This is a genomic window from Arthrobacter sp. Y81 (assembly GCF_002929335.1).
GTDB lineage: Bacteria > Actinomycetota > Actinomycetes > Actinomycetales > Micrococcaceae > Arthrobacter.
Genome location: NZ_PJIL01000001.1, coordinates 108,650 through 134,762 on the forward strand (window position 1 = coordinate 108,650; position 26,113 = coordinate 134,762).

The following is a 26,113-nucleotide window of genomic DNA, read 5'->3' on the forward strand; positions in this document are numbered from 1 at the left end:
CGGTGCCGGAATACCTGCCCACTTAAGGATGTTCCCTTCATATGACTATCAAGAGCCCCCTGTTGTCGCGCCCTGGCGCCGTCGAGGCCGGCGGTGCGGACTCCGGCGTCGCGTCGCATTACGGTGAGCCGCTGCGGGAGCAGCGGGCGCTGGCAGCCGGAACCGCCGTCGTCGACCTTTCCCACCGTGGTGTGGTCACCGTCTCCGGCCCGGACCGCTTGAGCTGGCTCAACACGCTCTCTTCCCAGCAGGTCACCAACCTTGCCCCGGGCGAGTCCAGCGAACTGCTGCTGCTCAGCATCCACGGCCGCATCGAGTTCGACGCGCGGGTGGTTGACGACGGCGGGACCACCTGGCTGATTGTGGAGGCCGCCGAAGCGGCGCCGCTGGCCGAGTGGCTGAACCGGATGAAGTTCATGCTCCGCGTCGAGATCGCGGATGCTTCCGACGAGTGGGCGGTCCTGGGGACCACCCGGCGGGTGGAGGAATGGTCCGGCCTGAAGGTGTGGGAAGACCCCTGGCCGCATGTGGGTGCCGGCGGCTACGCCTACTCCGTGGTCGGGGAAGAATCACATCCGGGCATGGAGCGGCCCTGGTTCGAATACCTGGTCCCGGCCGCGGAACTCGAGGCGACCGTGGGTGACCGGCCGCTGGCCGGCGTCTGGGCAGCGGAAGCGCTCCGTGTCGCCGCGTGGCGCCCCCGTCTCGGCGCCGAAACCGATGACAAGACCATCCCGCATGAACTGGACCTCCTACGCACCGCGGTGCACCTGGCGAAGGGGTGCTACAAGGGCCAGGAGACGATCGCCCGCGTGCACAATCTGGGCCATCCGCCGCGCCGCCTGGTCTTCCTCCAGTTGGACGGCTCCCAGCACACCCTTCCCGCTGTCGGGAGCGAAGTGCGGCTGGGGGAGCGCAAGGTGGGAACAGTGACCTCTGTGGTTCAGCACTACGAAATGGGTCCCGTGGCACTGGCAGTCATAAAGCGTTCAGTCTCCCCGGATGAAATACTGACGGTCGTAGACGGCGATGAACCATACACGGCCGCGCAGGAAGTCATTGTGGCTCCCGACGCCGGCCAGGTGGTGGGCCGCCAGACTGGCTTCCTGAAGGGAACACACCGATGACAGACAATGCAGGGGACACCGCCGCTGGACACAATCCAGCCTCAGGGCACAACACAGCCGCTGGACCCGACGACGACACCCTCGCCCTGGCCCATGCGCTCTTTGACGCGGCACGGCAGGGCGACGCTGCACTGCTGGGCAGCTACCTTGATGCCGGGGCGCCGGCCAACATGACCAACGCGTCGGGGGACTCCCTGCTGATGCTGGCGGCGTACCACGGCCACGCCCCCGCGGTTCAGCTTCTCCTGCGGCACGGTGCGGACGCCAACGCCGTCAACGACCGCGGGCAGACCCCCCTCGCAGGGGCGGCCTTCAAGGGGTACACGGACGTGGCAGAGGCGCTGCTGGGCGCCGGAGCCGACCCCGACGCCGGGACGCCCTCGGCACGTGCGGCGGCAGAGATGTTTGCCCGGACCGAAATCCAGGCCCTGTTGGGCTGAACGCATTGCCTTGCAGGGAAGTCGCCACGCGACGGCGGCACCACCTGAAAGCCCGTGGGTCACCGGACCCGCGGGCTTTCTTGCGCCCTAATATTCCATGTGGAATAGTTGAAGCGGAATAATGGCGGTTTGCCGCCAAACAACACTGCGCTGTCGGATTACAGGGGGACCGGAACCATGCCACGATCCGCTCCGCTGACGCCGCTCGGCATCTCGGCCCTCTCACTGCTGTTGGAGGAGCCGATGCATCCGTACGAGATGTACCAGCTCCTGATGGCCAGGCATGAAGACCGGCTGGTCAAAGTGCGTCCCGGTACGCTCTACCACGCCGTCGGCCGGCTGGAGGAACGAGGACTGGTGGAAACAGCCGGCACCGACCGGGAGGGCAACCGGCCGGAACGGACGACGTACCGGATCACGCCCGCGGGGCGGGAGGCCCTGACGGCGCGCCTGCAGGACATGCTTGCCGAGCCGGTCAACGAATATCCGTCGTTCCCGCTGGCTATCGCCGAGGCCTACAACCTTCCCGCCGCCCTCGTTGTGGAACTCCTGGACCGCAGGCTGGCGCTGCTGCAGGAACAACTCGAGTTCCTGCAAAGAGGGGAGGCGGCCGTCCTGAAGAAGGACGTGGCACGCAAGTACTGGATCGACCTCGAGTACCAACAGACCATGCTGGGGTCCGAAATGGGCTGGATACGCAGCCTGCAGGACCAGCTCCGCTCCGGGGAAATCCCGTGGTAGCGGAACACACCACCACACCCGAAGGATTCACATGGAAAACGTAGCTAGGCCGTGGCCGGCCCTTTGGTCCCTGGTGATCGGCTTCTTCATGATCCTGATCGACACCACCATCGTCTCGGTCGCCAACCCCCGGATCATGGAAGGCTTGAACGCCGACATCAATTCCGTCATCTGGGTGACGAGCGCCTACCTGCTGGCCTACGCCGTGCCGCTGCTGATCACCGGCCGGCTGGGCGACAGGTTCGGGCCCAAGAAGCTCTACCTGACGGGCCTTGTGGTCTTTACCCTCGCGTCCCTGTGGTGCGGCCTGTCCGGCGACGTCCAGACCCTCATCCTGGCCCGTGTGGTCCAGGGCTTTGGTGCTGCAATCATGACACCCCAGACCATGGCGGTCATCACGCGGATCTTTCCGCCGGACCGGCGGGGTGCGGCCATGGGCATCTGGGGCGCGACAGCCGGCGTCGCCACCCTGGTGGGACCGATCCTCGGCGGTGTCCTGGTGGACGGCCTGGGCTGGGAGTGGATCTTCTTCATCAACGTGCCCGTCGGCATAGCAGGCTTCATCCTGGCCCTGCGCTTTGTTCCGTCGCTGACCACGCACCCGCACAAGTTCGACATCCCCGGCGTGCTGCTCAGCGCCGTCGGGCTCTTCCTGCTCGTGTTCGGCATCCAGGAAGGCGAGACGTACAACTGGGGCACCATCACCGGCCCCATTACCGTCTGGGGCCTGATCATCGCCGGCCTTGCCGTGCTGGCGGGGTTCGTCCTGTGGCAGCGTTTCAACAAGGGCGAGCCGCTCCTGCCGCTCTCGCTGTTCAAGGACCGCAACTTTTCGCTGGCCAACCTGGGGATCACCACGGTGGGCTTCACGGTGACGGCCTTTGGCCTCCCGCTGATCTTCTACTACCAGGTGGTCCGCGGGCTGACTCCCACGCAGTCGGCCCTGATGATGATCCCGATGGCGCTGATTTCAGGCGGCCTCGCGCCGGTGGTTGGCAAGATCATCGACCGCGTGAACCCGAAATACATCACCGCCGGCGGCTTGGCACTAATGGCCGTGGCGCTGTTCTGGAATTCAGCGCTGATGCACCCGGACACGCCGATCTGGCTGTTCCTGCTGCCCAGCGCCGTGCTCGGCTTCGCCAACGCGGGCATCTGGGCGCCGCTGAGCTCCACTGCCACGCGCAACCTGCCGCCCCGCCAGGCCGGGGCGGGCGCCGGGGTCTACAACACCACGCGGCAGATCGGCGCCGTGCTGGGCAGCGCGGCCATTGCCGTCCTGATGCAGGCGCGGTTGGCTGAGGAGCTTCCGGCGGCGGCCGGCGGTGCCTCGGGGGAGGCCGGCTTGAGTTTCGGCGGCCAGCTTCCGGAGGCCCTGCGCGAAGGATTCTCGACGGCGATGGGACAGTCCATCATGTTGCCGGCGGCAGTGATTGTGCTTGGTGCGGCCGTGGCGCTGTTCTTCGCAAAGCCCAAACCGGTGGAAAACTGGGGCGGCTCCGCGGCGCAGGCATCGGACACCGCGGCGGCCAAATCAGCGCAGGCCAAGTCCGTCTAAGCCTGCACGGCTGAACCCGTTGGGCTGAACCCGTTGGGCTGAACCCGTTGGGCCGGCCGGGCCGGTCAGCCCAGCCGGACCGTGGTGTGGATGCCGCCCGTGGCGAATCCGAGGCTGCGTGCTATCGCCAGGGCGCCCTTGTTGCTGACATCCGAACGCCACTGCAGGGTGAGCCCCGCCGCCAGCGCCTCATGGGCCGCGATGGACGCCGCCAGCGAGCCGAGTCCCCGGCGGCGCCAGTCAGGGTCAACGAGAACCCCCATGTGGGCGAGAATGCCTTCCCACTCGGTATAGGCGCCGCAGGCCACCGGAATCTTGCGGCCGTTGTCATCGCGCATGATGGTGTAGCGGTGGTCGAGGTCGGACAACCCGACCTCGTTGACGTCGTCGGGCGGACACATGCCTTCCAGCTCAATGGCTTCGGGGTTGCCGTGCGAGACCGTGAGTTCCTCCGCCGGCTGGAGCAGGGGGAGATCGTCCGCGAAGAAGAGGGCGGCCGCACCCTGCCCGTGTCCGCCGTGCTGACGGGTGATGGTCAAAAGGGTTACGTGCTGCGCGAGCTCCTCATCAGGAATGCCCTCGGCGGCGTCCAGGGCCCACTGCGGTCCCACGAGGGCCGATGCCCCGAAGAGGCGCACAAAATCAACTGACTTCCGGGATTCGTCCGCGCGTGTGATCCGGGCAGCGGCCGCAGGCGAGCCGGTCCCCGAAGCGGCGGCATCGGCGTCGAGCTTCCGGGCTTCGGCGAACGCTCCGTCATCGAGGCCCAGGCGGCGGGCCCAGGCCAGCTGGATGATGTCTGCGGAACCGGCGTCGAGAGTCATGCCTCAACCCTACCCAGCGTGGACCCGACCCGCGGAGGGAAGCGCGAACGGACACTTGGGGCCCCTCCCCAAAGCGCGAACGGACACTTGGGCCCCTCCGAAGGGGCCCAAGTGTCCGTTCGCGCCAAAGCGGCCTAGCCGAAGAGGACGGCGGCCTCGTCGTAACGGTCCTGCGGGACACACTTGAGGTTGCCCAGGGCGGCGTCGAAGCCCACATGGACGATGTCGGTGCCGTGGAGCGACACCATGGTGCCCCAGCGCTGGTCCACCACGGAGTCGATGGCGGCCATGCCCAGGCGCGTTGCCAGGACACGGTCGAACGCCGACGGGACACCGCCGCGCTGGATGTGGCCAAGGACGGTTGCGCGGGTCTCGATGCCGGTCCGCGCCTCGAGTTCCGGGGCCAGCATCTCGGCGATGCCGCCCAGGCGCGGGCGGCCGAAGGTGTCCAGTCCGCGCTCGGAGTGCGGCGTTTCCTGGCCCTCGGGCACAAAGCCCTCGGCCACAACCACCAGGGGTGCACGGCCACGGGCGTGGGCTTCCTGCACCCACTCGGTGATCTGGTCCATGGAGGCCTTCTGCTCCGGGATCAGGATTGCGTGGGCGCCCGAGGCCATGCCGGCGTGCAGCGCGATCCAGCCCACGTGACGGCCCATGACCTCGGCGATCATGCAGCGGTGGTGCGATTCGCCCGTGGTGCGGAGGCGGTCGATGGCCTCGGTGGCGATCTGGACGGCGGTGTCGAAGCCGAAGGTGTAGTCCGTGGCGTCAAGGTCGTTGTCCACGGTCTTGGGAACACCGACGATCTTCAGTCCGGCGTCGGTCAGCCGCTTGGCTGCGGCCAGCGTTCCTTCGCCGCCGATGGCGATGATCGCGTCAATGCCCAGCCGGTCCATGTGGCCCTTGATGACCTCGGGGCCGCCGCCATTTTCAAACGGGTTGGTCCTCGACGTTCCAAGGATGGTGCCGCCCTGCTTCGCGATGCCGCGGACCATGGTGCGGGGAATGTCAATGACATCGCCCTCGACGACGCCGCGCCAGCCGTCGAGGAATCCTACGAATTCGTGGCCGTGGATGGCGATCCCCTTGAGGACGGCGCCGCGGATGACGGCGTTCAGTCCGGGGCAGTCGCCGCCGCTGGTGAGAATTCCAATTTTCATGTCTCGGCTCAAATCCTGGTGAGAGGGTGTACAGGCAGAGCGCCACGCTGAGCTCACCCTAGATTCTAGTGCTGAGTGTGGGTTACGACACAAACTGGTTACAAACGGCCCCGTTTCATGGCAGACGAAAGGCCCCCGCTCCGGGGAGCGGGGGCCTGCGGGACCAAGCGGTCAGGATCCGTTGATTGATCGTTTGTCGAGGAATGACTGGAGGATGATTGCGTTCCGCTGGTCCGGGAGGATCAGCCACGCCGCCAGGTAGACCACGAAGGCCGGACCTGGCAGGAGGCTCAGGAGCAGGAACGCGATCCGGACGAAGGCGACGTCCACATTGAGTTTGGCTGCGATGCCCCCGCACACGCCTCCCAGCCACCGCTGCGGTCCGCGCTTCAGGCCAAAGCCCCTGACGATGCTGAAGAACTTATCCATGCCTCAAGACTTCCCTGTTGTGGATTGTTTGTCACGTCCGCGGGCGGAAAGGAGCCCGCCCACTACCAGGGCGGCGCCGGCACCGATCATCAGGCCGATGAGCACGTAGGTTCCGTTCAGTGCCACGATGCCGAGCTGGCCGATGATGATCAGCGCTGCCAGGGCGAGGATGATAAGGCCCCAGACCACTGTGCCCACCCGGGCGGGTGAGGGTCCGCCGTGCCTTGCTCCTGTGCTGTGTGCCGGTTCTGCGGGTGAAGCCTTTGCCTGCGGCACGGTGTCCGGAGCAGGTTCGTAGCTGCTCATGTCAGTTTCCTTCCTGGATGGTGATGTTGCTCATAGTGCCGTCGATCTCAAGGACGAGGGCGGCGCCCGGCTTGTCGGTGTTGTAGTTGCTCTGCTGGTTCGTCATGCCCCCGTGGTTCTGCGAACCGTCATTGAGGTTCCCCAGGGTCATGTCCGCCCGAATTTCCACGGGAACCGTGTCCGGGATGATCACCGTCAGGTTGCTGGCCGTGACGTCCATGGGAATTACGACGTCGGTGCCCAGCGGCGGTGTGAGGCTCAGCTGCGTCAGGTCAGCGGTTCCGGTGCCGCCGGTGATGTCAAAGCCTTCCTTTGCCTGCTCGATGCTGACAGGGTTCCAGTTGGCGTTCTGGAAACGGAACCGGTCACCGTTGGGCACCACGTTGAAGATGCCGCCGATGATGAGTGCCACTACGGCAAAGAATCCGAGGATTCCCGAGGTCCTGCCCCTGAGGCCCGCGATCAGGATGCCGAGGCCCAGGACTGCAGCACCGCTTGCCCACACCACCGCGTTCGTGGCGTCACCCAGGTTGGTGATGTTGAGGGCCTCAAGGGCCTTGATGCCGCCGCCCACCAGGAGGGCAAGGCCGGCCGTCACCGCGACAGCCGGGGCGCCCGGGCCCATGTTCGGAGCCTTTGGTGCGGGAGCGGACGGGCCGCCGTAGCCGCCATACGGCTGGTTGGGGCCATAAGGAGGATTCGCTCCCGAGGGCCCAAAATTGCCGGGCGCGGGGGTGCTTGGATCCGCGTAGGGGCCGTAACCGCGTGAGCCGGGAGCGCCGCCGTCGTAAGAGCCGTCGCCGTAGGAGGCACTGGCGTAAGGGCCCGCGTAGGGGCCGGTCGCATAGGGCGCGCCTGCCGCCGGGGACGGTGTGCCGGCCGGCGATGTGGCTGCGAAGGCGGTTCCGCCGGCTGCTGCGCCGGCTGCGGCGCTGGCGTTCATGATGGGCGCTCCGTTTCGGGTCTTGTCGCGCTGCGAGAGGTAGTAGACGAGGTAGATGGCCCCTGCGATCCAGAAGGCCGTCCAGAGGAAGCCGCCGAAGCCGTTACGCTCCCAGCCCCAGAATCCGCCGCCCAGGCTGGGAAAGCCGATCACCGTGGTGACGAGGGCGCCGGTCATGCCGGTCGACCATCGGCCTGCGCCTGCTTCCTGGACGTGGATGCGGCCGTCGGGTTCGGGCAGGAGTGCCCAGGCAACGCCGTACAGCAGCACGCCGATGCCGGCGAAAATCGAGAGGACAATGAAGACGCCGCGCACGATCAGCGGATCGACGCCCAGCCGGTGTGCGATGCCGCTGGCGACGCCGCCGATCCAGCGGTCCGGCCCGCGCTGGATCCCGTGTCCCCGGACCCAGTTGAAGAAGTTCTGGGGTTGGGACTGCGGGTAGCCGTAGGGGCCGTTGGCGGACTGGGCGTCCGGGAATTGCGCATTCGGGTATAGCGGCGGTGCGGGCAGGGGCTCGCCCGCAGCTGGGCCGTCCGCTGCTGGGCCGTCCGTAGCGGGACCGGGCTCCGAGTCGGAACCGGTTGAATGCGGCGCGTCGGGGCTGGCGGGCGGACCGTCCTGTGACGCGGAGGGGCTGTCCGGAGCTGAAGCGGTGCCGTCGTCGATTGAGGAAGCGCGGTCGTCGGACGTGCCTTGCGCTGAGTCGGCGGAACCGGAATCGGGACGGCCCGACGGCAGCGGATCTTCATCTGGGTGTGCATTGTGCGAGTTCATACTTCGATCCTGCCGTCCGCAGCGGCCGCGCTCTATTGGGGAACACCCTGAGCTTCCCCTGAGTGACCCCCGGTTCATGCCGAGATCAGGCGTGACGAACCCTGATCCGTGTTTGGATTGACACATGACAACGGCCATCTCCCGCCCTCCGCTGGTCCGCAGCAGCGACCGCGTTATCGCTGGCGTCTGCGCGGGCCTCGCCGCGCATCTGGGCTGGCCGGTGCGGATGGTCCGGATCGGCATGGTGGTGGCCGCGCTCGCGGGTGGTGCAGGGCTGGCTTTTTACGCGTGGCTCTGGATCATGGTCCCCACAGCGGACGAGAACGCGAAGCGGAATGCGCGGCGTCCGGCGTCGCCCATTGCCCCGGCAGTCAGTGCACCGGGGCCGCTGCCGGTGCCGGCGGACTTTGTTGCCGCACCATTCGCTGCAGCGACATTTCCGGCCGGGGTCACCTACCCCCAGGCGCCAGGGTCACCCGGCACGCCAACCGCGCCCGGCACGCCGGGGCAGGGCTCCCCGGCGCAGGGCTCGTCGGCCTGGCAGCCGGGCCCGGCGCCCGCGTCCGGCTCAGCCCTTGGGACGGCCGGTTCGCCATGGTTCCGTTTCCGGCGCATGCCGTACGGCAAGGAAATCCTGCTGGGCGCCGGCCTCTTGCTGGCAGGTGGAATCCTGACCGCTCGGATGCTGGGGGTCGACGTTCCGCTGGGCACCCTGATCCCCGCCGCTGCCATCCTTGGCGGGGCTGCCATCGCCTGGATGCAGCTGGATGAAACCCGCCGGGCCGGGCTCCTCGACAAAACCAAGGCGGACCAGGCCGGCGGCTGGGCCCGGCTCGGCGCAGGGCTTGCCCTGGTGGTCGCCGGCGTGCTGGTGATGGTGTCCGGCTCGGGCTCCTGGGAGCAGACCTGGCTGGCACTCCTGGCTTCCGTTGCCGTCCTCGGCGGGGTGGCCCTGGTGCTGCTCCCGTGGGGCCTGAAATTCTGGCGGGACCTGGAAGCGGAACGTGCGGGCAGGGTCCGCGCCACGGAGCGGGCCGAGATTGCAGCGCACCTGCACGACTCCGTCCTGCAGACTCTCGCACTGATCCAGCGACGCGCCGGCAACGAACACGACGTCGTGCGGCTGGCCCGCGCGCAGGAGCGGGAGCTGCGGGGCTGGCTGTACCGGGACCCCGGCAAGGAGGCCGGGCAGCTTTCGGAGCGCATCAAGGCTGCCGCGGCGGAAGTCGAGGACTCCCTGGGGAACGCCGTGGACGTGGTCAGCGTAGGGGACACCGCCATGACCGAGCGGCACGAAGCCCTGGTGCAGGCCAGCCGTGAAGCCATGGTGAACGCATCCCGCCACGGCGGCGGCACCGTGTCGGTCTACCTGGAGGTTGCCGACGGCGGTGTGGAAATTTTCGTCAAGGACCGCGGGCCCGGCTTCGACCCGCAGTCGGTTCCGGCCGACCGCATGGGGGTCCGGGAATCGATCATCGGGCGGATGAAACGCCACGGCGGCACAGCCGTCATCAGCAGCAGTGCGGACGGTACGGAAGTGCGGCTCGGGCTGCCTTCGGACGCCGCGGACAACGGAGAGGGAAAGTCGTGAACAACATCGACACAGCGGGCGCGCATGCAGGAGGTGTTTCAGTTATCCGCGTGGTCATCGTGGACGACCACGCCATCTTCCGGTCGGGACTCAAGGCCGACCTGGACGCCCGGGTCACCGTCGTAGGCGAAGCCGGAACAGTGGAGCAGGCCATCGCCGTGATCGCACAGACACGGCCCGAGGTGGTGCTGCTGGACGTGCACCTGCCCGGGGGCCTCGGCGGGGGAGGGCGGGAAGTGATCGCCGGCTCGGCGGCCCTGCTGTCCAGCATCCGGTTCCTCGCCCTGAGCGTCTCGGACGCCGCGGAAGACGTCGTTTCGGTCATCCGCGCCGGGGCCCGGGGGTATGTCACCAAGAGCATCTCCGGCACCGAAATCACCGACGCCGTGCTGCGGGTGGCCGGCGGAGATGCCGTCTTTTCGCCGCGGCTGGCCGGGTTCGTCCTGGACGCGTTCGGCACCGCCCCGGCGGATATCGCCGACGACGAACTGGACCGGCTCTCCGCCCGTGAGCTGGAGGTCATGCGGCTGATCGCAAGGGGCTACAGCTACAAGGAAGTGGCCAAAGAGCTCTTCATCTCCATCAAGACCGTGGAAACCCACGTCTCTGCCGTGCTCCGCAAACTCCAGCTTTCCAGCCGGCATGAACTGACCAAATGGGCGGCCGAGCGCCGGCTCCTCTAGCCCGCCCCAGACGCTCTCTCACCACCTGCCGCTTAAACCCAAACGCTCTCTCACCACCTGCCGCTTAAACCCAAACGCTCTCTCACCGGGTGAGAGAGCGTTTGGGTTTTTCCTGCGAAAAGTGAGAGAGCGTGCCTACTTGGCCTTGCCGAGGAAGCCCTGCAGCCGGGCCACACCGGTGGCGAGGTCATCGTCGCCCAGTGCGTAGGAGAGACGCAGGTAGCCGGAGGGGCCAAAAGCCTCGCCCGGAACAACCGCAACTTCAACCTCGTCCAGGATGAGCGCCGCCAGCTCGGCGGAAGTCTCCGGGCGGACGGTTCCGTTCGCCGTCTCAAACTCCTTGCCCAGCAGTCCGCGGACGTCCGCGTAGACGTAGAAGGCTCCGGTCGGCGTCGGGCATTCCACGCCGTCGATCGCGTTCAGGCCGGCGACAATCGCCTTGCGGCGCCGGTCGAAGGCCACCTTCATCTCATCCACGGCGGTGAGCGGGCCCGAGACGGCCGCGAGGGCAGCGATCTGCATGATGTTGGAGACGTTGGAGGTGGCGTGCGACTGCAGGTTGGTGGCCGCCTTGATCACATCAGCCGGACCGATCATCCAGCCCACCCGCCAGCCGGTCATGGCGTAGGTCTTGGCAACGCCGTTGAGGATGACCACCTTGTCGCCGAGTTCAGGCACCGCCGTGGCAATGGAGGTGAAGGGAACGCCGTCGTAGGTCAGGTGTTCGTAGATTTCGTCCGTGACCACCCAGAGGCCCTTGGAGGCCGCCCAGAGGCCGATTTCCCGGACCTGTTCGGGCGAGTAGACGGAACCGGTGGGGTTCGACGGCGAGACGAACAGCAGGATCTTGGTGCGCTCGGTGAGGGCGGCTTCAAGCTGCTCGACGGTGACCAGGTATTCCTGCTCCGGTCCGGCGAACACCTCAACCGGCACGCCGCCGGCCAGGCGGATGGCTTCCGGGTACGTGGTCCAGAACGGGGTGGGGACAATGACTTCGTCGCCCGGATCAACCAGCGTGGCGAAGGTGTTGTACACGGCCTGCTTGCCGCCGTTGGTCACCAAAACCTGGGATGCCTCGGCCTTGTAGCCGGAGTCCCGGAGAGTCTTCGCGGCAATGGCCTGCTTGAGCTCCGGCAGGCCTCCGGCGGGGGAGTAGCGGTGGTACTTCGGCTGGCTGGCGGCCTCAATGGCGGCCTGCACGATGTAGCCGGGCGTCGGGAAGTCGGGTTCCCCGGCGCCGAAGCCGATGACCGGCCGTCCGGCTGCCTTAAGTGCCTTGGCCTTGGCATCAACGGCAAGGGTGGCGGATTCGGCGATAGCGGAAATGCGTTGGGAAACGCGGGCGGCAGGCATGGCGGGGTCCATTCTTCGCTTGCAGCTCGATGGCTGGTTGTGGGTTTCGACGAGATCTACTCTATGCTGTTCAGCGGATCGTTCAGCGTGGCGGCCAGGAATGTGACCGTGTCCCGGTCTGCGGCTCCCGGCAGCGGCAACGAAGGTCCAAAATGAGGCTGGTTCGACGTAAGCGCAGTTGTTGCGTAGACTAGTTCTCCGGTGTTGAAAACACGATGATGGCCTGCGCCCCGTGAAGTTTGCGGGAAGTGTGGTGTGATTGGTTTTCGATCCATAGGGTAGTGGCGCAATTGGTAGCGCAGCGGTCTCCAAAACCGCAGGTTGCAGGTTCGAGTCCTGTCTGCCCTGCGCAAGCGGTTCCGGCGGTGAGCCGGAGCCAGCGCAGCAACCATGGTTCAGTTCAGAGCCGGGTATCCGACATTGCGAGGATGAGTGAGGACCAGGTGACCGAAACGGCTGCAAGCAGCTCCAAGGGCCGCCCCGCCAAGAATGCCGCTAAGGCAGGCTTCTTCGCTCGCATCGCACTCTTCGTCCGCCAGGTCATCGGTGAACTGAAGAAGGTCGTAGCACCCACCCGCAAGGAACTGATCAACTACACGCTCGTGGTGCTGGTGTTCGTGATCATCATGATGCTCATCGTTACCGTCCTGGACCTGGCGTTCGGGACCGGAGTGAGCTGGGTCTTCGGCGGCACAGGCCCCACGGACCGCTAAGGCGATCCGTCCGCAGACTGCGTGGAATGCTCCGGGAAATCCGGAAGCATTCACGGGGTGTGCGGAATTGAGCCATTTAAATAGGCATGTTTAGCAATGAGGAAGCAGGAGACCAAGTGTCTGAGCAGGAGCTCGAGGTAACTGAGACTGAGCTGGATGATAACCAGGACGCCGTGGCGGTAGCCGGGGAAGAGTCCGAGGTTGAGTCTGCTGCGCCCGATTCCATCGACGATTCCTCTGAAGCCGACGCTGATGCCGACGCTGGCGATGAAGATTCCGACGCCGAAACGGGCGAAGCTGACGCTGACTCCGATGAAGAGGCTGACGCACTGGCCGCCGCGGCCGCCAAGGCCGAGGTTGATCCGGCCGAGGAATTCAAGGCCAAGCTGCGTCGCCAGGAAGGCGACTGGTACGTCATCCACTCCTACGCCGGTTACGAAAACCGCGTCAAGGCCAACCTTGAAACCCGCATCCAGACCCTGGACATGGAAGATTACATCTTCGAAATCCAGGTTCCCATGGAAGAAGTCGTGGAGATCAAGAACGCCCAGCGCAAGGTCATCAACCGCGTCCGCATTCCCGGCTACGTCCTGGTCCGGATGGACCTGACGGATGCCTCGTGGGGCGCCGTTCGCCACACCCCCGGTGTCACCGGCTTCGTGGGCAACGCCCACAACCCCGTGCCGCTGCGCCTGGACGAGGTCTTCTCCATGCTGGCCCCGGTCTTCGAAGAAGAGCAGGCGGAGAAGGGCAAGCCCGTCAAGCACGCGGCCGCCCAGATCGACGTCGACTTTGAAGTTGGCGAGTCCGTCATCGTCAAGGAAGGTCCGTTCGAGACCCTCCCCGCCACGATCTCCGAGATCAAGATCGAGTCCCAGACCCTCGTGGTTCTGGTATCCATCTTCGAACGCGAGACCCCGGTCACCCTGGCGTTCAACCAGGTCTCCAAGATCTAACACAACCCACAGAATTCGCTCCGTGGCTGCCCGCTTAGCAGCCACGAAGCGGCCGGCCGCCTCGCCATGGCGGCCACCAACCTGAGGCACGCTCCTGTGTCCCAGGACGAAATTGAGAGAAGGACCCTACATTGGCTCCCAAGAAGAAGGTCACCGGCCTCATCAAGCTGCAGATCCAGGCAGGTGCCGCTAACCCGGCCCCGCCGATCGGTCCTGCGCTTGGCCAGCACGGTGTCAACATCATGGAATTCTGCAAGGCGTACAACGCTGCGACGGAAGCCCAGCGCGGCAACGTTATTCCTGTTGAAATCACGGTCTACGAAGACCGCTCGTTCACGTTCATCACCAAGACCCCGCCGGCTGCAGAGCTCATCAAAAAGGCTGCAGGCGTCGCCAAGGGCTCACCCACGCCGCACACCGTCAAGGTTGCCAAGCTGACCCAGGCCCAGGTCAACGAGATCGCCACCACCAAGATGGAAGACCTCAACGCCACGAGCCTCGAAGGCGCAGCGAAGATCATCGCCGGCACCGCCCGCTCCATGGGTATCACCGTCGAGGGTTAATTCCCCACCGCTGATGCGGCGCCGGATCGGGCAACCGATGACGACGTCGGACGGCACCGCCGGGCGACCGGCACCACTGAAACATTGAAATGTCAGGATTCCACACCGGGATGCTGACTGTGGCAGGGCCCAGCGCGGTCCGCAGACCACAACTGCACAAGGAGAATAAGCAGCATGGCAAAGCGCAGCAAAGCATATGAGGCAGCCGCCGCCAAGATCGACGCGGAGAAGTTCTACGCGCCGTTCGAGGCAGTGACGCTCGCCAAGGACACCAACCCGTCCAAGTTCGACGCCACCGTTGAGGTCGCTTTCCGCCTGGGTGTAGACCCGCGTAAGGCCGACCAGATGGTCCGCGGCACCGTTAACCTGCCGCACGGCACCGGTAAGGTTGCCCGCGTCCTCGTCTTCGCAACGGGCGACAAGGCAGAAGCAGCAATCGCTGCCGGCGCCGACTTCGTTGGTTCCGATGACCTGATCGAAAAGATCGCAGCCGGCTGGACCGACTTCGACGCCGCCGTCGCCACCCCTGACCTCATGGGCAAGGTTGGCCGCCTCGGTAAGGTCCTGGGTCCCCGTAACCTGATGCCGAACCCGAAGACCGGCACCGTGACCGCTGACGTCGCCAAGGCTGTCAACGACATCAAGGGTGGCAAGATCGACTTCCGCGTCGACAAGCACTCCAACCTGCACTTCATCATCGGCAAGGTTTCGTTTGACGCCCTCAAGCTGGCCGAGAACTACGCAGCAGCACTGGAAGAGGTGCTTCGCCTGAAGCCGTCCGCTTCCAAGGGCCGCTACATCCAGAAGGCCACCGTGGCAACCACGTTCGGCCCGGGCATCTCGGTTGACCCCAACGTCACCAAGGTCCTGACCGAGGTCTAATCCTCACCAGGCTCGTAGGAAAGACCGTCCCGCATCTGCGGGGCGGTCTTTCTGCTTTTGCCCTTCCGCTTCCGTTTGCGGCGGTCTCCACGGCGGTTAGGCTGTCCCCGTGAATGCAGCGCCGTACCTCATAGAACCCCTCGTCCTGCCCGCGTCCCTCGATGCCCCGGATGGCGGACAGTTCCTGGAATTCGGCGAACTCAGCGATGCCCTGGTGCTTGAGACCTGGGGGAACCCGGACCGTTCGTCACCGGCACAAGCGCGGCTCCAGTATTGGCGTGACAGCCCGTACACCCAGTTGCGGCTCTTCTTCGTTCGGGTGGACGGACGCATGGTGGGGAGATCCTGGATCCGGTTCGGGCTCCAGGAGAACGTCCACACCGCGCTGCTCCACGCGGCTGCACCACGCTGCAGACTTTCACCGAGCACCCGGCGGACTTCGATGTCGAGGATCCCCGGCTGCTCAAGCCCGGGACGGGTACCGGAGGAGTGCCGGCAGAAGCACGGTGCGTCCGTTTCGCGCGGAGGGCCAAGGCGGGGGAGCACTATGAGTTGCTGTACTGGACCGACAGCTGTCCCGACGAGTACACGGCCCAACTGGCGGTCCTCATGGCCCGCATGAGCACGGACACCCCCGCCGGCGGTCTCAGCTACGACGAGGAAACCTGGGACGTGGCGCGGGTCCGCCATGTTGAAAATACGTGGAAGCAGGCAGGCCTGGACTCCCTCGTGGCAAGCGCCCGGCACCGCGGAACGGGTGAACTGGCCGCGTACTCGGTCCTTCAGGTATCGGACCGGAAACCCTGGCTGGCGAACCAGGACGATACCTTGGTGGCCAGTCACCACCGCGGTCACCGCCTGGGCATGCTGGTCAAGATCCTCAACATCCGCCGGCTGCTCACCGGCTACCCCAACGTGGAGCGCATCGTCACGTTCAACGCCGCCGAGAACGACCACATGCTGGCCATCAACGTGGCCCTCGGGTTCCGTCCCGCGGGGTACGACGGCGAATGGCAGAAGACGCTGTGAGCGGCCCGGCCATCACCGCCGTCCCCATCCCGCGGCCCGGGGACGAGGGGACCGAACGTGCCACTGGCCTGCTGGCATGCCGTGCCATCCGGGACATGCACCATCTGGACCAGTGGGGAAACCTGGACCGCGCTTCCACCCTCCGGGAGGACCAGGAATATTGGCGGGGCAGCGAGTACGAAGAACGCCTGCAGTTCCTGGCCACACTGGATGGAGTGCCGGTGGGAACCTGCTCGGTGGTGCTGCCGCTCAAGGAGAACACTGCCGCGGCCTGGATCGAAGTGGTGGTTGCCGCAGCATACCGACGGCAGGGGATTGGCCGGCGCCTGCTGGCGGTCGCCGAGGAAACGGCCCAACAGCGAGGGCGCCGGGTATTTGAAGGCTATTGCGAGGAGCCTGTGCTGCCGCAGGCCGGGCGGGCGGCGTCGGAGTCCGACAATCTGGAACTGCCGGCGAAATCGGGGAGCGGTGGACTTCCGCTGAATCTCGCCTCAACCCGTTTCGCGCTGGCCTCCGGCTACGAACTGGAGCAAGTGGAGAGATCCAGCAGGCTTCCGCTGCCGGTTGACCCCGGCCTGCTGGACAGGCTGGAGGCTGACGCCAGGGCGCATGCCGGCGGCTACCGGGTGGTGGGCTGGCAAGGCCGATGTCCGGACACCCTTGTGGACGCCTATGCAGTGTTGAAGGGCCGGATGAGTGCAGATGTGCCGACGGCGGGCCTGGAAGCAGAAGCCGAGGAATGGGACGCGCCGAGGGTTCGGGAGGCGGAACAAAGCTGGCAGCGCGGCGGCGTGGCTTCGCTCGTGGCCGCGGTGCAGCACTCAGGCACGGGGGAACTGGCGGCCTACACGGTGCTGAGCTACCGGCCGGAGCGGCCCGGTACGCTGATCCAGGAGGACACGCTGGTGGCAGGACCGCACCGCGGCCACCGCCTGGGCATGCTGGCCAAGATCGCAAACCTCCGGCGCGCCCAGGAGGTCTGCCCTGCCGCCGGGTCTGTCATTACGTGGAATGCCAGCGAAAACCGGCATATGCTGGCGATAAATATTTCGCTTGGATTCAAGCCCGCTGGCTTTGAAGGTGAGTGGCAGAAACGACTGGAATGACGCCCTTTATGGCTCAAGACGTACGGATCGAACAACTCTGGATTCCCGATTCCCTGGACGGGCCCGACAGCGCCGATTTCCTGGCCGCCGTCGAAGTTGGCCGCAAAGTGCGGATGCAAACGTGGGGGAGCGACGACCTCGCCTACACCCCGCTTGAAAAGCTCCTCGAACTTGCCGACCCCTACGAACGCCAAGTCATCCTCGTTGCAAAGATCGACGGCGACATAGTGGGCGCGGTGGATATTGCCCTGCCCCTGGCCGACAACCTCGACCACGCTGAGTTCACGCTGGATATCCTGCCGGAGTTCCAGCGCCAAGGCGTCGGACGCCAGCTGTTGGAGGCTGCAGAGCAGTTTGCCCGGGGCGAAGGACGGACCATGATCCTGATCGACACCAATCATCCCGGCGTTTCGCTGAACAGCTCCATCGACGACCAGCTGGTCCCCGGCTCAGGCCTGGGCTTTGTGCCGCTGGGCAGCCGGGAAGTGGAGTTTGCCCGCAAGACGGGATACACCTTGCAGCACATCGAGCAGTTCAGTTCGTGCCTGCTGCCGCTGGACAGCAAGCTGGTCGCGGAGCTGGAGGAGGAAGCCGAGCAGGCCAACGCGGGCCGCTACCGCCTGCATCATTGGACGGACAGGTGCCCGGACCAGTGGCTCGAAGCCGTGGCCGCGCTGGAAAACCAGGCAGGTGAGGACACCACACCGTCGTCGAGGACCGAAGAGCAGCTGGTGTTCGACGGCGCCATGATCAGGGAAGCTGAAGAGGCCACCATCGCGCAGGGACGGCGCACGGTGGTCACCGCCGTCGAGCACATCGCCACCGGAATGCTGGTGGGGCTGACCACCATCAGCGTGCTGTCCCAGCGGCAGGACGTGGTGTTCCAGGACGACACGGTGGTGATGCAGGAACACCGGGGCAACAAGCTGGGCCTGCTGATCAAGGTGGCCAACATGGAACGCCTTACGGAGCAGTTCCCCGATGCCAGGGTCATCTACACGTGGAACGCTCCGGAGAACCGGTATTTGCTCAAGGTGAACCAGCAGCTGGGTTTCACCACTGCAGGTGTCACGGGAATCTGGCAGAAGGACCTCCCGGACTTCGGGCCGAGCAGCAGCTGAGCGACGCTGGGCAGCAGCCTCGCCTCCCGAATGGCGACCGATTTGGAGTACGGGCCGCGTTGCCCGTAAGCTTGAACTACCAAAGACCGTCGGTTGTTGGAAATCCACTCTCCTGAGCATTGCTCAATACTGCAGTTGTGTGCGGGAGAGCCAGTGGGTTTTCGGACGAAGGACCCTGAACATAGGGCGGCCGGCGCAGGTGAACGAAGCAAAGCTCCGCGGTTAAACTGTGTTGAGCCAAGCCCCGTGCATCTGCGCGGGGCGTTTTTTAGTTTTAGCTCACCTGAGCGGGGACCCGGTATACCGGCACTATCCCCGGAAGGAGGGTTATGGCAACGCCTGCAAAGGTTTCAGCAGTAGCTGAGATCACTAACGATTTCAAGGAATCGAACGCCGCTGTCCTGACCGAATACCGTGGGCTCACTGTTGCACAGCTCAAGCAGCTGCGTGTTTCTCTCGGCCAGGACACCAAGTTCTCGGTCGTCAAGAACACCCTGACCGCCATTGCAGCCAAGGAAGCTGGTGTCGAAGCATTCGACGGTCAGCTCGCCGGCCCCACTGCAATCGCGTTCATCAAGGGTGACGCAGTTGCAGCGGCCAAGAGCCTGACGGATTTTGCCAAGACCAACAAGCAGCTGGTTATCAAGACCGGTTACTTCGAGGGCAAGGCACTGAACGCCAGCGAAGTTGCTGCCCTGGCAGCACTCGAGTCCCGCGAGCTGCAGCTCGCCAAGGTTGCAGGGATCCTCAAGGCTCCTGCCGCCGCCGCTGTACGCATCATTGACGCCCTGCGCCTCAAGCTTGAAGAAGAGAACGGTGCACCGGCGGCAGCCGAAGCGCCCGCCGCTGAAGAAGCCCCGGCCGCAGAAGCAGCAGAGACCGAAGCTCCGGCCGAAGCCGCAGCCACCGAAGAGAACTAACTTTCTCTTTCAAACCAGACTCCGGTGCGAAGGCAACGGCCCAGGCCGCCAAGCACCACCTATAGGAAGGACGCCACACCATGGCGAAGCTCACCAACGAAGAGCTCATTGAAGCTTTCAAGGAACTGACCATCATCGAGCTCTCCGAGTTCGTCAAGCTCTTCGAAGAGACCTTCGAAGTTACCGCTGCTGCTGTTGCTGTTGCCGGCCCCGCCGGTGGCGGCGCCGCTGAAGAAGCTGAAGAGCAGACCGAATTCGACGTCGTTCTCGAAGCTGCTGGCGACAAGAAGATCGCAGTGATCAAGGAAGTTCGCGCCATCACTTCCCTGGGCCTGAAGGAAGCCAAGGACGTTGTCGACAGCGCTCCGAAGGCCGTCCTCGAAGGCGTCACCAAGGAAGCTGCAGAGAAGGCCAAGGATCAGCTCGAAGCTGCCGGCGCCCGCGTTACCGTCAAGTAACACTCTCTGCTCCGGAAGGCTTCCAGCTTTCCGTACGGCTCCGGGAAACCCTGTCCACTCCGGTGGGCGGGGTTTCCCGCGTTTAACCCAACTGACTCGCAGTTAACGTCGTGAAACGGGGGAATGACGACGTTAACTGCGAGTCAGTTGGGCGGGCGGGACTTAGCCCACGGGGTCGCTGATGTCCGCGACCACGGCGTCCAGGGCAGTGGTCAACGCATCGGCGTCCACGAACGCGCTGTAGCCATGTTCCCCGGCGCCCATGGAAATGCGCCTCCCAGTGATGGTCCGGTCCGCGTACACCGGCCACGGCGTGGTGCTCCCCAGCGGCGTGATGGTGCCGCGTTCGTAGCCCGTGGCTTCCAGGGCGACGTCGGCCGGCGGCAGCGAGAGTTTGTTGACCCCCACCAGCCCCCTCAGCTTGGGCCAGGAGATCTGCCGGTCGCCGGGTATCAAAGCAAAGAGGAAGCTGCCGTCCTTGTGCTTCACCACCAGGGACTTCACAATGTCCGCCGGCGTAATGCCCAGGATGCCGGCGGCCTCCTCCAGGCTCCTGGCCGCAAGCCGCTCCACTATTTCGACGTCGAGGCCCCGCACGGCGGCGTCGGCAAGGAACCGTGCCCTGCCTGCGCCGCCAGCCACGCCTGCCGATGCGGCCGCCATCAGTCCCGGTACAGGAGGAGGGCCTCGCCCTGGCCTCCGCCGCCGCAGAGGGAAACGGCGGCCTTGCCGGTGCCCCGGCGTTTCAGCTCGTGGGCGGCATGTCCGGCCAGGCGCGCACCTGACGCACCGATCGGGTGCCCCAGGGCGATGGCGCCGCCGTGGATGTTGCATTTCTCCAGCGGGTACTTGAGGTCCTTGAGCGACTGGACGGCAACTGAACCGAAGGCCTCGTTGATCTCAATGAAGTCGAGATCCTCGGTGGTCCACCCCGCACGGTCGAGGGCGTTCCTGATGGCGTTGGACGGCTGCGAGTGCAGCGAGTTGTCCGGGCCGGCCACCTGGCCAGGCTTGCCCACCACCGCAAGGTAGTCCAGGGCGTTGTCCTCCGCGAATTTCCTGGTGGTCAGCACCAGGGCCGAGGCGCCATCGGACAGGGGAGAGGAGTTCCCCGCCGTGATGGTGCCGTCGCTGACGAAGGCGGCACGGAGGCCGGCCAGCGACTCGACCGTTGTATTGGGGCGCACGCCTTCATCGGTGGAGACAACGATGGGGTCGCCCTTGCGCTGCTTGACGCTGATCGGTGCGATCTCGTCGTCGAAGACGCCGTTCTTTGCCGCCAGCGCGGCACGCTGGTGCGACTGTGCGGCCACGTTGTCCTGCGACGTCCGGTCGATGCCCAGGACCAGGTTCTTGCTTTCCGTCGAGAGGCCCATGGAGTGACCGTCGAAGGCATCGGTCAGGCCGTCATGCGCCGCCACATCCAGCGCCTGGATGGCCCCGTAGGTCCAGCCCTGCCGGGAACCCGGCAGGATGTGCGGTGCCCGGGTCATGGATTCCTGGCCTCCGGCGACGACGACGGCGGCATCGCCGCTGCGGATCATGCGGGCTGCGTCAATTACTGCCGTGAGACCCGAAAGGCACACCTTGTTGATGGTGACCGTGGGGACGTTCCAGCCGATGCCGGCACCGATGGCGCTCTGCCGCGCCGGGTTCTGGCCGGCTCCGGCCTGCAGGACCTGGCCCATGATCACCGCGTCCACCTTGTCTGCGCCGACGCCGCTGGCGGCGAGGGCCGCCTTGATGGCATGCGCCCCGAGTTCCACCGCCGTGAAGCTGGCCAGCTGGCCGTTGAGGCGGCCCTGCGGCGTGCGGGCCGCGGCGAGGATGACAACATCGTTGTCGTCTGCGGAGTTGCTCATGGTTATCTCTTCCGATCTGTGACGATGTACGCCAAGGCTATCGTGAGCCGAATCACCTATCCATTCAAACGCACCCGAGGCGGCGTCCATTCCGCGCCGTGGATGGATACAACTGCCCATGCTGCCGCCGTGCGGACGCTGAAACAGCTGGGTAGGGTTGGGGACGGATACTCCCCTCGGATATGTCCGTGCAGGTGAGGACGTTGTGGGGAAACAGGAGCTCAAATGAAGAAGATACTTGCAGTCGTGGCATTCGCTGGCATGGCCGGGCTCACCGCCTGCGCTGCCACAGGACCCGACAGCGGTTCCGGAACAGAAACCAGCGCGCCGAAAACGGAAACGTCCAGCGCGCCTGCACCGTCGCCGTCGGCCTCCAAGCCGGCTTCCAAGTCCGCGTCCGCGGCCGGAACCTCCGGTGTGAAGGAAGCGTGCGAGACGTTCAACTCCCTCTACGCCGACTACAAGGCGATCCAGAACGATTCGAACGCCTACGAAGACATCTACCTGGCCGCTGACGACGCCCAAGACACTGTGACAGGGAACCTGGTGGGTCTGTTCGCGTCGCTCAAGGTCCTTGCGATAGACCATTCCTCGGCAGTTGATACCGGCGGCAAGCCCGAGCAGGAGTCAAAGGATGCAGTCCGCGATGCGGTGTTCGCCAACGCGGGCGAATGCACCGCAGCGGGCGTGACGCTCAGGCTGTAGGGGACGCAGGCCGGGGGCTGCGGCCAATTAGGTGCCTTCGGCAACGGTGCTTGCAATAACCGGGGAAGTGGGGTAGACACGTACGCCGTTTTGCCGTATCGTAGATATTTGCGTCTTCCCTGTTTACCTTCAGCCTTCATATAGCGGTGGGCTTTGCCTAGCAGCTGATCCATCGACGTGCCGTCCGAGACGTGCAACATCATGGACAGCCTGGGTCCCGGGTCATATAGCGGAACCGGACTGGTAGCACTGCGGAGTCATTCTGCAGGGCTTTCAACGGGGGAGATCTGAAAACGCCTGAAGGTCTGTGGAAGGATCCCTCTTGGTCGCCTCGAGCACCTCTAATGTAAACAACGCTACCGCTATCAATGCCGACAGCACCGATGGTGCCACTCGCCGGCTCTCATTCGCAAAGATTCACGAACCTCTTGACGTTCCGAATCTGCTTGCCCTGCAAACGGACAGCTTCGACTGGCTGGTCGGAAACGAACGCTGGCAGGCACGCGTTGCGAAGGCCGTCGAAGAAGGCGACCTCAGTGTCGCCACTAGCTCCGGTCTGTCTGACATCTTCGAAGAGATCTCCCCGATCGAGGATTTCCAGGGCACCATGTCCCTGAGCTTCTCCGACCCGGAGTTCGCTGACCCCAAATACACCATGGCTGAGTGCAAGGACCGGGACGCTACGTACTCGGCTCCGCTGTACGTTAAAGCCGAATTCATGAACAACAACACGGGCGAAATCAAGCAGCAGACCGTGTTCATGGGTGACTTCCCGCTGATGACCGAGAAGGGCACCTTCGTCGTCAACGGCACCGAGCGTGTCGTTGTCTCCCAGCTGGTCCGTTCCCCGGGCGCCTACTTTGAGCGCACCGCTGACAAGACCAGCGACAAGGACATCTTCACTGCGAAGATCATCCCGTCCCGCGGCGCCTGGTTCGAGCTCGAGATCGACAAGCGCGACCAGGTCGGCGTGCGCCTTGACCGTAAGCGCAAGCAGTCCGTCACGGTGCTGCTGAAGGCCCTCGGCTGGACCGAAGGCCAGATCCTCGAAGAATTCGGCCAGTACGACTCCATGCGCGCAACGCTGGAGAAGGACGCCACCGAAACCCGCGAAGACGCCTTGCTGGACATCTACCGGAAGCTGCGACCGGGCGAGCCGCCCACCGTCGAGGCTGCCCAGTCCCTGCTGGACAACCTGTACTTCAACTCCAAGCGCTACGATCTGGCCAAGGTCGGCCGGTACAAGATCAACCGCAAGCTGGGCATCGACCGCTCCCTTGGTGACAAGGAAGCTTCGGTCCTGCACGTTGAAGACATCGTTGCAATGATCAAGTTCCTGGTTGCACTGCACGCCGGCGAGAAGACCCTCACGGGCAAGCGCGACGGCCAGGACCACGAGCTGCGCGTTGAGATCGATGACATCGACCACTTCGGCAACCGCCGCATCCGCGCCGTCGGCGAGCTCATCGAGAACCAGGTCCGCACCGGCCTGTCCCGTATGGAGCGCGTTGTCCGCGAGCGTATGACCACGCAGGACGTCGAGGCCATCACGCCGCAGACGCTGATCAACATCCGCCCCGTTGTGGCAGCCATCAAGGAGTTCTTCGGAACCTCCCAGCTGTCGCAGTTCATGGACCAGAACAACCCGCTGTCGGGTCTGACCCACAAGCGCCGTCTGTCCGCGCTTGGCCCGGGTGGTCTGTCCCGTGACCGTGCAGGCATGGAAGTTCGAGACGTTCACCCGTCCCACTACGGACGTATGTGCCCCATCGAAACTCCTGAAGGCCCTAACATTGGTCTGATCGGTTCGTTGGCTTCCTACGGCCGCATCAACCCCTTCGGCTTCATCGAGACTCCTTACCGTCTCGTGTCCGAGGGCGTCGTTTCCGATGAGGTCGAGTACCTGACGGCCGACGACGAAGCAGAGGTCCTGATCGCACAGGCCAACGCTCCGCTGGACGAGAACAAGAAGTTCGCCGAAGAGACCGTCCTGGTCCGCGCCCGTGGTGGTGGAGGCGAGCCCGTGCTGGTTCCCGCCGCCGACGTCGAGTTCATGGACGTTTCCCCGCGCCAGATGGTGTCCGTGGCTACCGCCCTGATCCCGTTCCTCGAGCACGACGATGCTAACCGCGCACTCATGGGTGCCAACATGCAGCGCCAGGCCGTGCCGCTGGTCCGTTCCGAGGCCCCGTTCGTGGGCACCGGCATGGAGCGCGCCGCCGCCGTCGACGCCGGTGATGTCACCATCGCGAAGAAGGCCGGTGTGGTTACCGAGGTCTCCGCCGAGCTGGTCATCATGCTCAACGATGACGGTACGGAAACCAACTACCGCATCAACAAGTTCGCACGCTCCAACCAGGGCAACTGCTACAACAACCGTGTCCTGGTGAGCGAAGGCCAGCGCCTGGAGGTCGGCGGCATCATCGCTGACGGCCCGGCAACGGACCAGGGTGAACTCGCCCTCGGTAAGAACCTGCTCGTGGCATTCATGTCATGGGAAGGCCACAACTTCGAGGACGCCATCATCCTCTCGCAGCGCATTGTTGCCGAGGACGTTCTTTCCTCCATCCACATCGAGGAGCACGAGATCGATGCCCGCGACACCAAGCTTGGTGCCGAGGAAATCACCCGTGACATCCCGAACGTGTCCGAGGAAGTCCTGGCTGGCCTGGACGAGCGCGGCATCATCCACATCGGTGCCGAGGTTGAAGCCGGCGACATCCTGGTCGGAAAGGTCACCCCGAAGGGTGAAACCGAACTGACCCCGGAAGAGCGCCTGCTGCGTGCCATCTTCGGTGAGAAGTCCCGCGAAGTCCGCGACACCTCCCTGAAGGTTCCGCACGGCGAGTCCGGCACCGTCATCGGCGTCCGCGTCTTCGACCGCGACAACGACGACGAACTGCCCCCGGGCGTCAACCAGTTGGTCCGCGTCTACGTGGCCGCCAAGCGCAAGATCACCGACGGCGACAAGCTCGCCGGCCGTCACGGCAACAAGGGTGTTATCTCCAAGATCCTCCCGATCGAAGACATGCCCTTCCTTGCCGACGGTACCCCCGTTGATATCGTCCTGAACCCGCTGGGTGTTCCGGGCCGTATGAACGTCGGCCAGGTGCTCGAAACGCACCTCGGCTGGGTTGCCAAGACCGGTTGGAAGATCGAAGGCGAGCCCGAATGGGTCAAGCAGCTGCCGAACCTGCCGCGCGAGAGTGGCTCGACCACTGTTGCAACGCCGGTCTTCGACGGTGCGCGTGAAGAGGAAATCACGGGCCTGCTCGATTCCACGAACGTGACCCGCGACGGTGTCCGACTGATCAACTCATCCGGCAAGACCCGCCTGTTTGACGGCCGCTCCGGCGAGCCGTTCCCGGATCCGATCTCGGTCGGCTACATGTACATCCTGAAGCTCCACCACCTGGTGGACGACAAGATCCACGCACGCTCCACCGGCCCGTACTCCATGATCACGCAGCAGCCGCTGGGTGGTAAGGCACAGTTCGGTGGCCAGCGCTTCGGTGAAATGGAAGTGTGGGCGCTCGAAGCTTACGGCGCCGCCTACACGCTCCAGGAACTCCTCACGATCAAGTCGGATGATATCCACGGTCGTGTGAAGGTCTACGAAGCAATCGTCAAGGGCGAGAACATCCCCGAGCCGGGCGTTCCTGAGTCCTTCAAGGTCTTGATCAAGGAAATGCAGTCGCTGTGCCTGAACGTGGAAGTGCTTTCCACGGACGGAACCACAATTGAAATGCGTGACTCTGATGACGCAGTCTTCACGGCTGCGGAAGAACTGGGCATCGATCTGTCTCGTGCAGAGCCCAGTTCCGTAGAAGAGGTTTAGCAGGGGACTTACCGGGAAAAGCAAGCGG

Annotated in this window: 25 protein-coding genes and 1 tRNA gene; 18 read left to right on the forward strand and 8 right to left on the reverse strand. The window is 64.9% G+C overall.

The window, feature by feature from the left end:
• Nucleotides 1-41 precede the first annotated feature (41 nt).
• The 4 genes from CXQ91_RS00545 to CXQ91_RS00560 all read left to right on the forward strand — a co-directional run bounded on the left by CXQ91_RS00545 (nucleotide 42) and on the right by CXQ91_RS00560 (nucleotide 3,866).
• Nucleotides 42-1,127: a folate-binding protein YgfZ gene (locus CXQ91_RS00545; RefSeq protein ID WP_104172005.1), complete on the forward strand. Its 1,086-nt coding sequence runs from the start codon at nucleotides 42-44 to the stop codon at nucleotides 1,125-1,127.
• Complete coding sequence (locus CXQ91_RS00550) at nucleotides 1,124-1,567, forward strand: ankyrin repeat domain-containing protein (protein WP_258073770.1); 444 nt, start codon at nucleotides 1,124-1,126, stop codon at nucleotides 1,565-1,567. The genes CXQ91_RS00545 and CXQ91_RS00550 overlap by 4 nt, the downstream gene beginning before the upstream one ends.
• Nucleotides 1,568-1,744: 177 nt before the next feature.
• Nucleotides 1,745-2,308 carry a PadR family transcriptional regulator gene (locus tag CXQ91_RS00555; protein WP_104172006.1) on the forward strand — a complete coding sequence of 188 codons (564 nt, stop codon included), beginning with the start codon at nucleotides 1,745-1,747 and terminating at the stop codon, nucleotides 2,306-2,308.
• 31 nt (nucleotides 2,309-2,339) lie between these two features.
• Entirely contained in the window at nucleotides 2,340-3,866 is a 1,527-nt protein-coding gene (locus CXQ91_RS00560; RefSeq protein WP_104172007.1) for a DHA2 family efflux MFS transporter permease subunit, read from the forward strand.
• Between the two features lie 65 nt (nucleotides 3,867-3,931).
• On the opposite strand, the gene CXQ91_RS00565 is transcribed toward CXQ91_RS00560, so the two are convergent.
• The 5 genes from CXQ91_RS00565 to CXQ91_RS00585 form a co-directional block, all read right to left on the reverse strand.
• Complete coding sequence (locus CXQ91_RS00565; protein WP_104172008.1) at nucleotides 3,932-4,690, reverse strand: GNAT family N-acetyltransferase; 759 nt, start codon at nucleotides 4,688-4,690, stop codon at nucleotides 3,932-3,934.
• Nucleotides 4,691-4,824: 134 nt separating this feature from the next.
• On the reverse strand, nucleotides 4,825-5,850 hold the full coding sequence (locus CXQ91_RS00570) for a 6-phosphofructokinase (protein ID WP_104172009.1): 1,026 nt from the start codon (nucleotides 5,848-5,850) through the stop codon (nucleotides 4,825-4,827).
• Between the two features lie 171 nt (nucleotides 5,851-6,021).
• A complete protein-coding gene (locus tag CXQ91_RS00575; protein ID WP_104172010.1) occupies nucleotides 6,022-6,279 on the reverse strand; it encodes a PspC domain-containing protein in 258 nt (85 codons plus the stop codon).
• Between the two features lie 3 nt (nucleotides 6,280-6,282).
• A complete protein-coding gene (locus tag CXQ91_RS00580; RefSeq protein WP_104172011.1) occupies nucleotides 6,283-6,585 on the reverse strand; it encodes a hypothetical protein in 303 nt (100 codons plus the stop codon).
• Between the two features lies 1 nt (nucleotide 6,586).
• A complete protein-coding gene (locus tag CXQ91_RS00585) occupies nucleotides 6,587-8,305 on the reverse strand; it encodes a PspC domain-containing protein (protein WP_104172012.1) in 1,719 nt (572 codons plus the stop codon).
• 124 nt (nucleotides 8,306-8,429) lie between these two features.
• On the opposite strand from CXQ91_RS00585, the gene CXQ91_RS00590 reads away from it, so the two are divergent.
• Together CXQ91_RS00590 and CXQ91_RS00595 are read left to right on the forward strand one after the other, a co-directional pair.
• A complete protein-coding gene (locus CXQ91_RS00590; RefSeq protein ID WP_104172013.1) occupies nucleotides 8,430-9,896 on the forward strand; it encodes an ATP-binding protein in 1,467 nt (488 codons plus the stop codon).
• 50 nt (nucleotides 9,897-9,946) lie between these two features.
• Complete coding sequence (locus CXQ91_RS00595) at nucleotides 9,947-10,579, forward strand: response regulator transcription factor (RefSeq protein WP_104172392.1); 633 nt, start codon at nucleotides 9,947-9,949, stop codon at nucleotides 10,577-10,579.
• Nucleotides 10,580-10,714: 135 nt separating this feature from the next.
• Here the strand turns inward: CXQ91_RS00595 and CXQ91_RS00600 are convergent, their stop codons facing one another.
• Complete coding sequence (locus tag CXQ91_RS00600) at nucleotides 10,715-11,932, reverse strand: pyridoxal phosphate-dependent aminotransferase (protein ID WP_104172014.1); 1,218 nt, start codon at nucleotides 11,930-11,932, stop codon at nucleotides 10,715-10,717.
• 275 nt (nucleotides 11,933-12,207) lie between these two features.
• On the opposite strand from CXQ91_RS00600, the gene CXQ91_RS00605 reads away from it, so the two are divergent.
• The 10 genes from CXQ91_RS00605 (at nucleotide 12,208) to rplL (ending at nucleotide 19,680) form a co-directional block, all read left to right on the forward strand.
• Nucleotides 12,208-12,280: transfer RNA gene (locus CXQ91_RS00605), tRNA-Trp, on the forward strand.
• 80 nt (nucleotides 12,281-12,360) lie between these two features.
• Nucleotides 12,361-12,645, forward strand: coding sequence for a preprotein translocase subunit SecE (secE, locus tag CXQ91_RS00610; protein ID WP_104172015.1), 285 nt, complete (start codon nucleotides 12,361-12,363; stop codon nucleotides 12,643-12,645).
• Between the two features lie 116 nt (nucleotides 12,646-12,761).
• Complete coding sequence (gene nusG / locus CXQ91_RS00615) at nucleotides 12,762-13,601, forward strand: transcription termination/antitermination protein NusG (protein WP_104172016.1); 840 nt, start codon at nucleotides 12,762-12,764, stop codon at nucleotides 13,599-13,601.
• A 131-nt stretch (nucleotides 13,602-13,732) separates the two neighbouring features.
• Nucleotides 13,733-14,164: a 50S ribosomal protein L11 gene (rplK, locus tag CXQ91_RS00620; protein WP_024365990.1), complete on the forward strand. Its 432-nt coding sequence runs from the start codon at nucleotides 13,733-13,735 to the stop codon at nucleotides 14,162-14,164.
• Nucleotides 14,165-14,338: 174 nt separating this feature from the next.
• Entirely contained in the window at nucleotides 14,339-15,046 is a 708-nt protein-coding gene (rplA, locus tag CXQ91_RS00625; protein ID WP_104172017.1) for a 50S ribosomal protein L1, read from the forward strand.
• 489 nt (nucleotides 15,047-15,535) lie between these two features.
• The gene (locus CXQ91_RS25170; protein ID WP_258073771.1) at nucleotides 15,536-16,075 is read left to right on the forward strand and encodes a hypothetical protein; all 540 of its coding nucleotides are present in this window, start codon (nucleotides 15,536-15,538) and stop codon (nucleotides 16,073-16,075) included.
• Entirely contained in the window at nucleotides 16,057-17,181 is a 1,125-nt protein-coding gene (locus CXQ91_RS00635) for a GNAT family N-acetyltransferase (RefSeq protein WP_104172018.1), read from the forward strand. The genes CXQ91_RS25170 and CXQ91_RS00635 overlap by 19 nt, the downstream gene beginning before the upstream one ends.
• Before the next feature lie 8 nt (nucleotides 17,182-17,189).
• On the forward strand, nucleotides 17,190-18,302 hold the full coding sequence (locus CXQ91_RS00640; RefSeq protein WP_104172019.1) for a GNAT family N-acetyltransferase: 1,113 nt from the start codon (nucleotides 17,190-17,192) through the stop codon (nucleotides 18,300-18,302).
• A gap of 329 nt (nucleotides 18,303-18,631) precedes the next feature.
• Complete coding sequence (gene rplJ, locus CXQ91_RS00645) at nucleotides 18,632-19,222, forward strand: 50S ribosomal protein L10 (protein ID WP_104172020.1); 591 nt, start codon at nucleotides 18,632-18,634, stop codon at nucleotides 19,220-19,222.
• Between the two features lie 80 nt (nucleotides 19,223-19,302).
• Nucleotides 19,303-19,680, forward strand: a complete 378-nt coding sequence (rplL, locus tag CXQ91_RS00650; RefSeq protein ID WP_104172021.1) for a 50S ribosomal protein L7/L12 — start codon at nucleotides 19,303-19,305, stop codon at nucleotides 19,678-19,680.
• Between the two features lie 162 nt (nucleotides 19,681-19,842).
• On the opposite strand, the gene CXQ91_RS00655 is transcribed toward rplL, so the two are convergent.
• Complete coding sequence (locus CXQ91_RS00655; RefSeq protein WP_104172022.1) at nucleotides 19,843-20,343, reverse strand: aminoacyl-tRNA deacylase; 501 nt, start codon at nucleotides 20,341-20,343, stop codon at nucleotides 19,843-19,845.
• Nucleotides 20,343-21,542: an acetyl-CoA C-acetyltransferase gene (locus CXQ91_RS00660; protein ID WP_104172023.1), complete on the reverse strand. Its 1,200-nt coding sequence runs from the start codon at nucleotides 21,540-21,542 to the stop codon at nucleotides 20,343-20,345. Before CXQ91_RS00660 ends, CXQ91_RS00655 begins: the two co-directional genes overlap by 1 nt.
• A gap of 225 nt (nucleotides 21,543-21,767) precedes the next feature.
• Here CXQ91_RS00660 and CXQ91_RS00665 point away from each other — a divergent pair, with 225 nt between their 5' ends.
• Together CXQ91_RS00665 and rpoB are read left to right on the forward strand one after the other, a co-directional pair.
• Nucleotides 21,768-22,247, forward strand: a complete 480-nt coding sequence (locus tag CXQ91_RS00665) for a hypothetical protein (protein ID WP_104172024.1) — start codon at nucleotides 21,768-21,770, stop codon at nucleotides 22,245-22,247.
• Nucleotides 22,248-22,569: 322 nt separating this feature from the next.
• Entirely contained in the window at nucleotides 22,570-26,085 is a 3,516-nt protein-coding gene (gene rpoB, locus CXQ91_RS00670) for a DNA-directed RNA polymerase subunit beta (protein ID WP_104172025.1), read from the forward strand.
• The last annotated feature ends 28 nt before the right edge of the window (nucleotides 26,086-26,113 follow it).

What these genes read in the sequence shown, in the direction of transcription:
- CXQ91_RS00590 (WP_104172013.1), top strand. Translation starts at nt 8,430, where the DNA reads ATGACAACGGCCATCTCCCGCCCTCCGCTGGTCCGCAGCAGCGACCGC.
- rplJ (WP_104172020.1), top strand. Translation starts at nt 18,632, where the DNA reads ATGGCAACGCCTGCAAAGGTTTCAGCAGTAGCTGAGATCACTAACGAT.
- CXQ91_RS00655 (WP_104172022.1), bottom strand. Translation starts at nt 20,343, where the DNA reads ATGGCGGCCGCATCGGCAGGCGTGGCTGGCGGCGCAGGCAGGGCACGG.
- CXQ91_RS00600 (WP_104172014.1), bottom strand. Translation starts at nt 11,932, where the DNA reads ATGCCTGCCGCCCGCGTTTCCCAACGCATTTCCGCTATCGCCGAATCC.
- CXQ91_RS00550 (WP_258073770.1), top strand. Translation starts at nt 1,124, where the DNA reads ATGACAGACAATGCAGGGGACACCGCCGCTGGACACAATCCAGCCTCA.
- CXQ91_RS00665 (WP_104172024.1), top strand. Translation starts at nt 21,768, where the DNA reads ATGAAGAAGATACTTGCAGTCGTGGCATTCGCTGGCATGGCCGGGCTC.
- CXQ91_RS00585 (WP_104172012.1), bottom strand. Translation starts at nt 8,305, where the DNA reads ATGAACTCGCACAATGCACACCCAGATGAAGATCCGCTGCCGTCGGGC.
- CXQ91_RS00545 (WP_104172005.1), top strand. Translation starts at nt 42, where the DNA reads ATGACTATCAAGAGCCCCCTGTTGTCGCGCCCTGGCGCCGTCGAGGCC.
- CXQ91_RS00570 (WP_104172009.1), bottom strand. Translation starts at nt 5,850, where the DNA reads ATGAAAATTGGAATTCTCACCAGCGGCGGCGACTGCCCCGGACTGAAC.
- CXQ91_RS00640 (WP_104172019.1), top strand. Translation starts at nt 17,190, where the DNA reads ATGGCTCAAGACGTACGGATCGAACAACTCTGGATTCCCGATTCCCTG.
- CXQ91_RS00565 (WP_104172008.1), bottom strand. Translation starts at nt 4,690, where the DNA reads ATGACTCTCGACGCCGGTTCCGCAGACATCATCCAGCTGGCCTGGGCC.
- secE (WP_104172015.1), top strand. Translation starts at nt 12,361, where the DNA reads ATGAGTGAGGACCAGGTGACCGAAACGGCTGCAAGCAGCTCCAAGGGC.
- rplA (WP_104172017.1), top strand. Translation starts at nt 14,339, where the DNA reads ATGGCAAAGCGCAGCAAAGCATATGAGGCAGCCGCCGCCAAGATCGAC.
- CXQ91_RS00555 (WP_104172006.1), top strand. Translation starts at nt 1,745, where the DNA reads ATGCCACGATCCGCTCCGCTGACGCCGCTCGGCATCTCGGCCCTCTCA.
- CXQ91_RS00660 (WP_104172023.1), bottom strand. Translation starts at nt 21,542, where the DNA reads ATGAGCAACTCCGCAGACGACAACGATGTTGTCATCCTCGCCGCGGCC.
- CXQ91_RS00635 (WP_104172018.1), top strand. Translation starts at nt 16,057, where the DNA reads ATGGCAGAAGACGCTGTGAGCGGCCCGGCCATCACCGCCGTCCCCATC.
- CXQ91_RS00580 (WP_104172011.1), bottom strand. Translation starts at nt 6,585, where the DNA reads ATGAGCAGCTACGAACCTGCTCCGGACACCGTGCCGCAGGCAAAGGCT.
- rplL (WP_104172021.1), top strand. Translation starts at nt 19,303, where the DNA reads ATGGCGAAGCTCACCAACGAAGAGCTCATTGAAGCTTTCAAGGAACTG.
- CXQ91_RS00575 (WP_104172010.1), bottom strand. Translation starts at nt 6,279, where the DNA reads ATGGATAAGTTCTTCAGCATCGTCAGGGGCTTTGGCCTGAAGCGCGGA.
- CXQ91_RS00560 (WP_104172007.1), top strand. Translation starts at nt 2,340, where the DNA reads ATGGAAAACGTAGCTAGGCCGTGGCCGGCCCTTTGGTCCCTGGTGATC.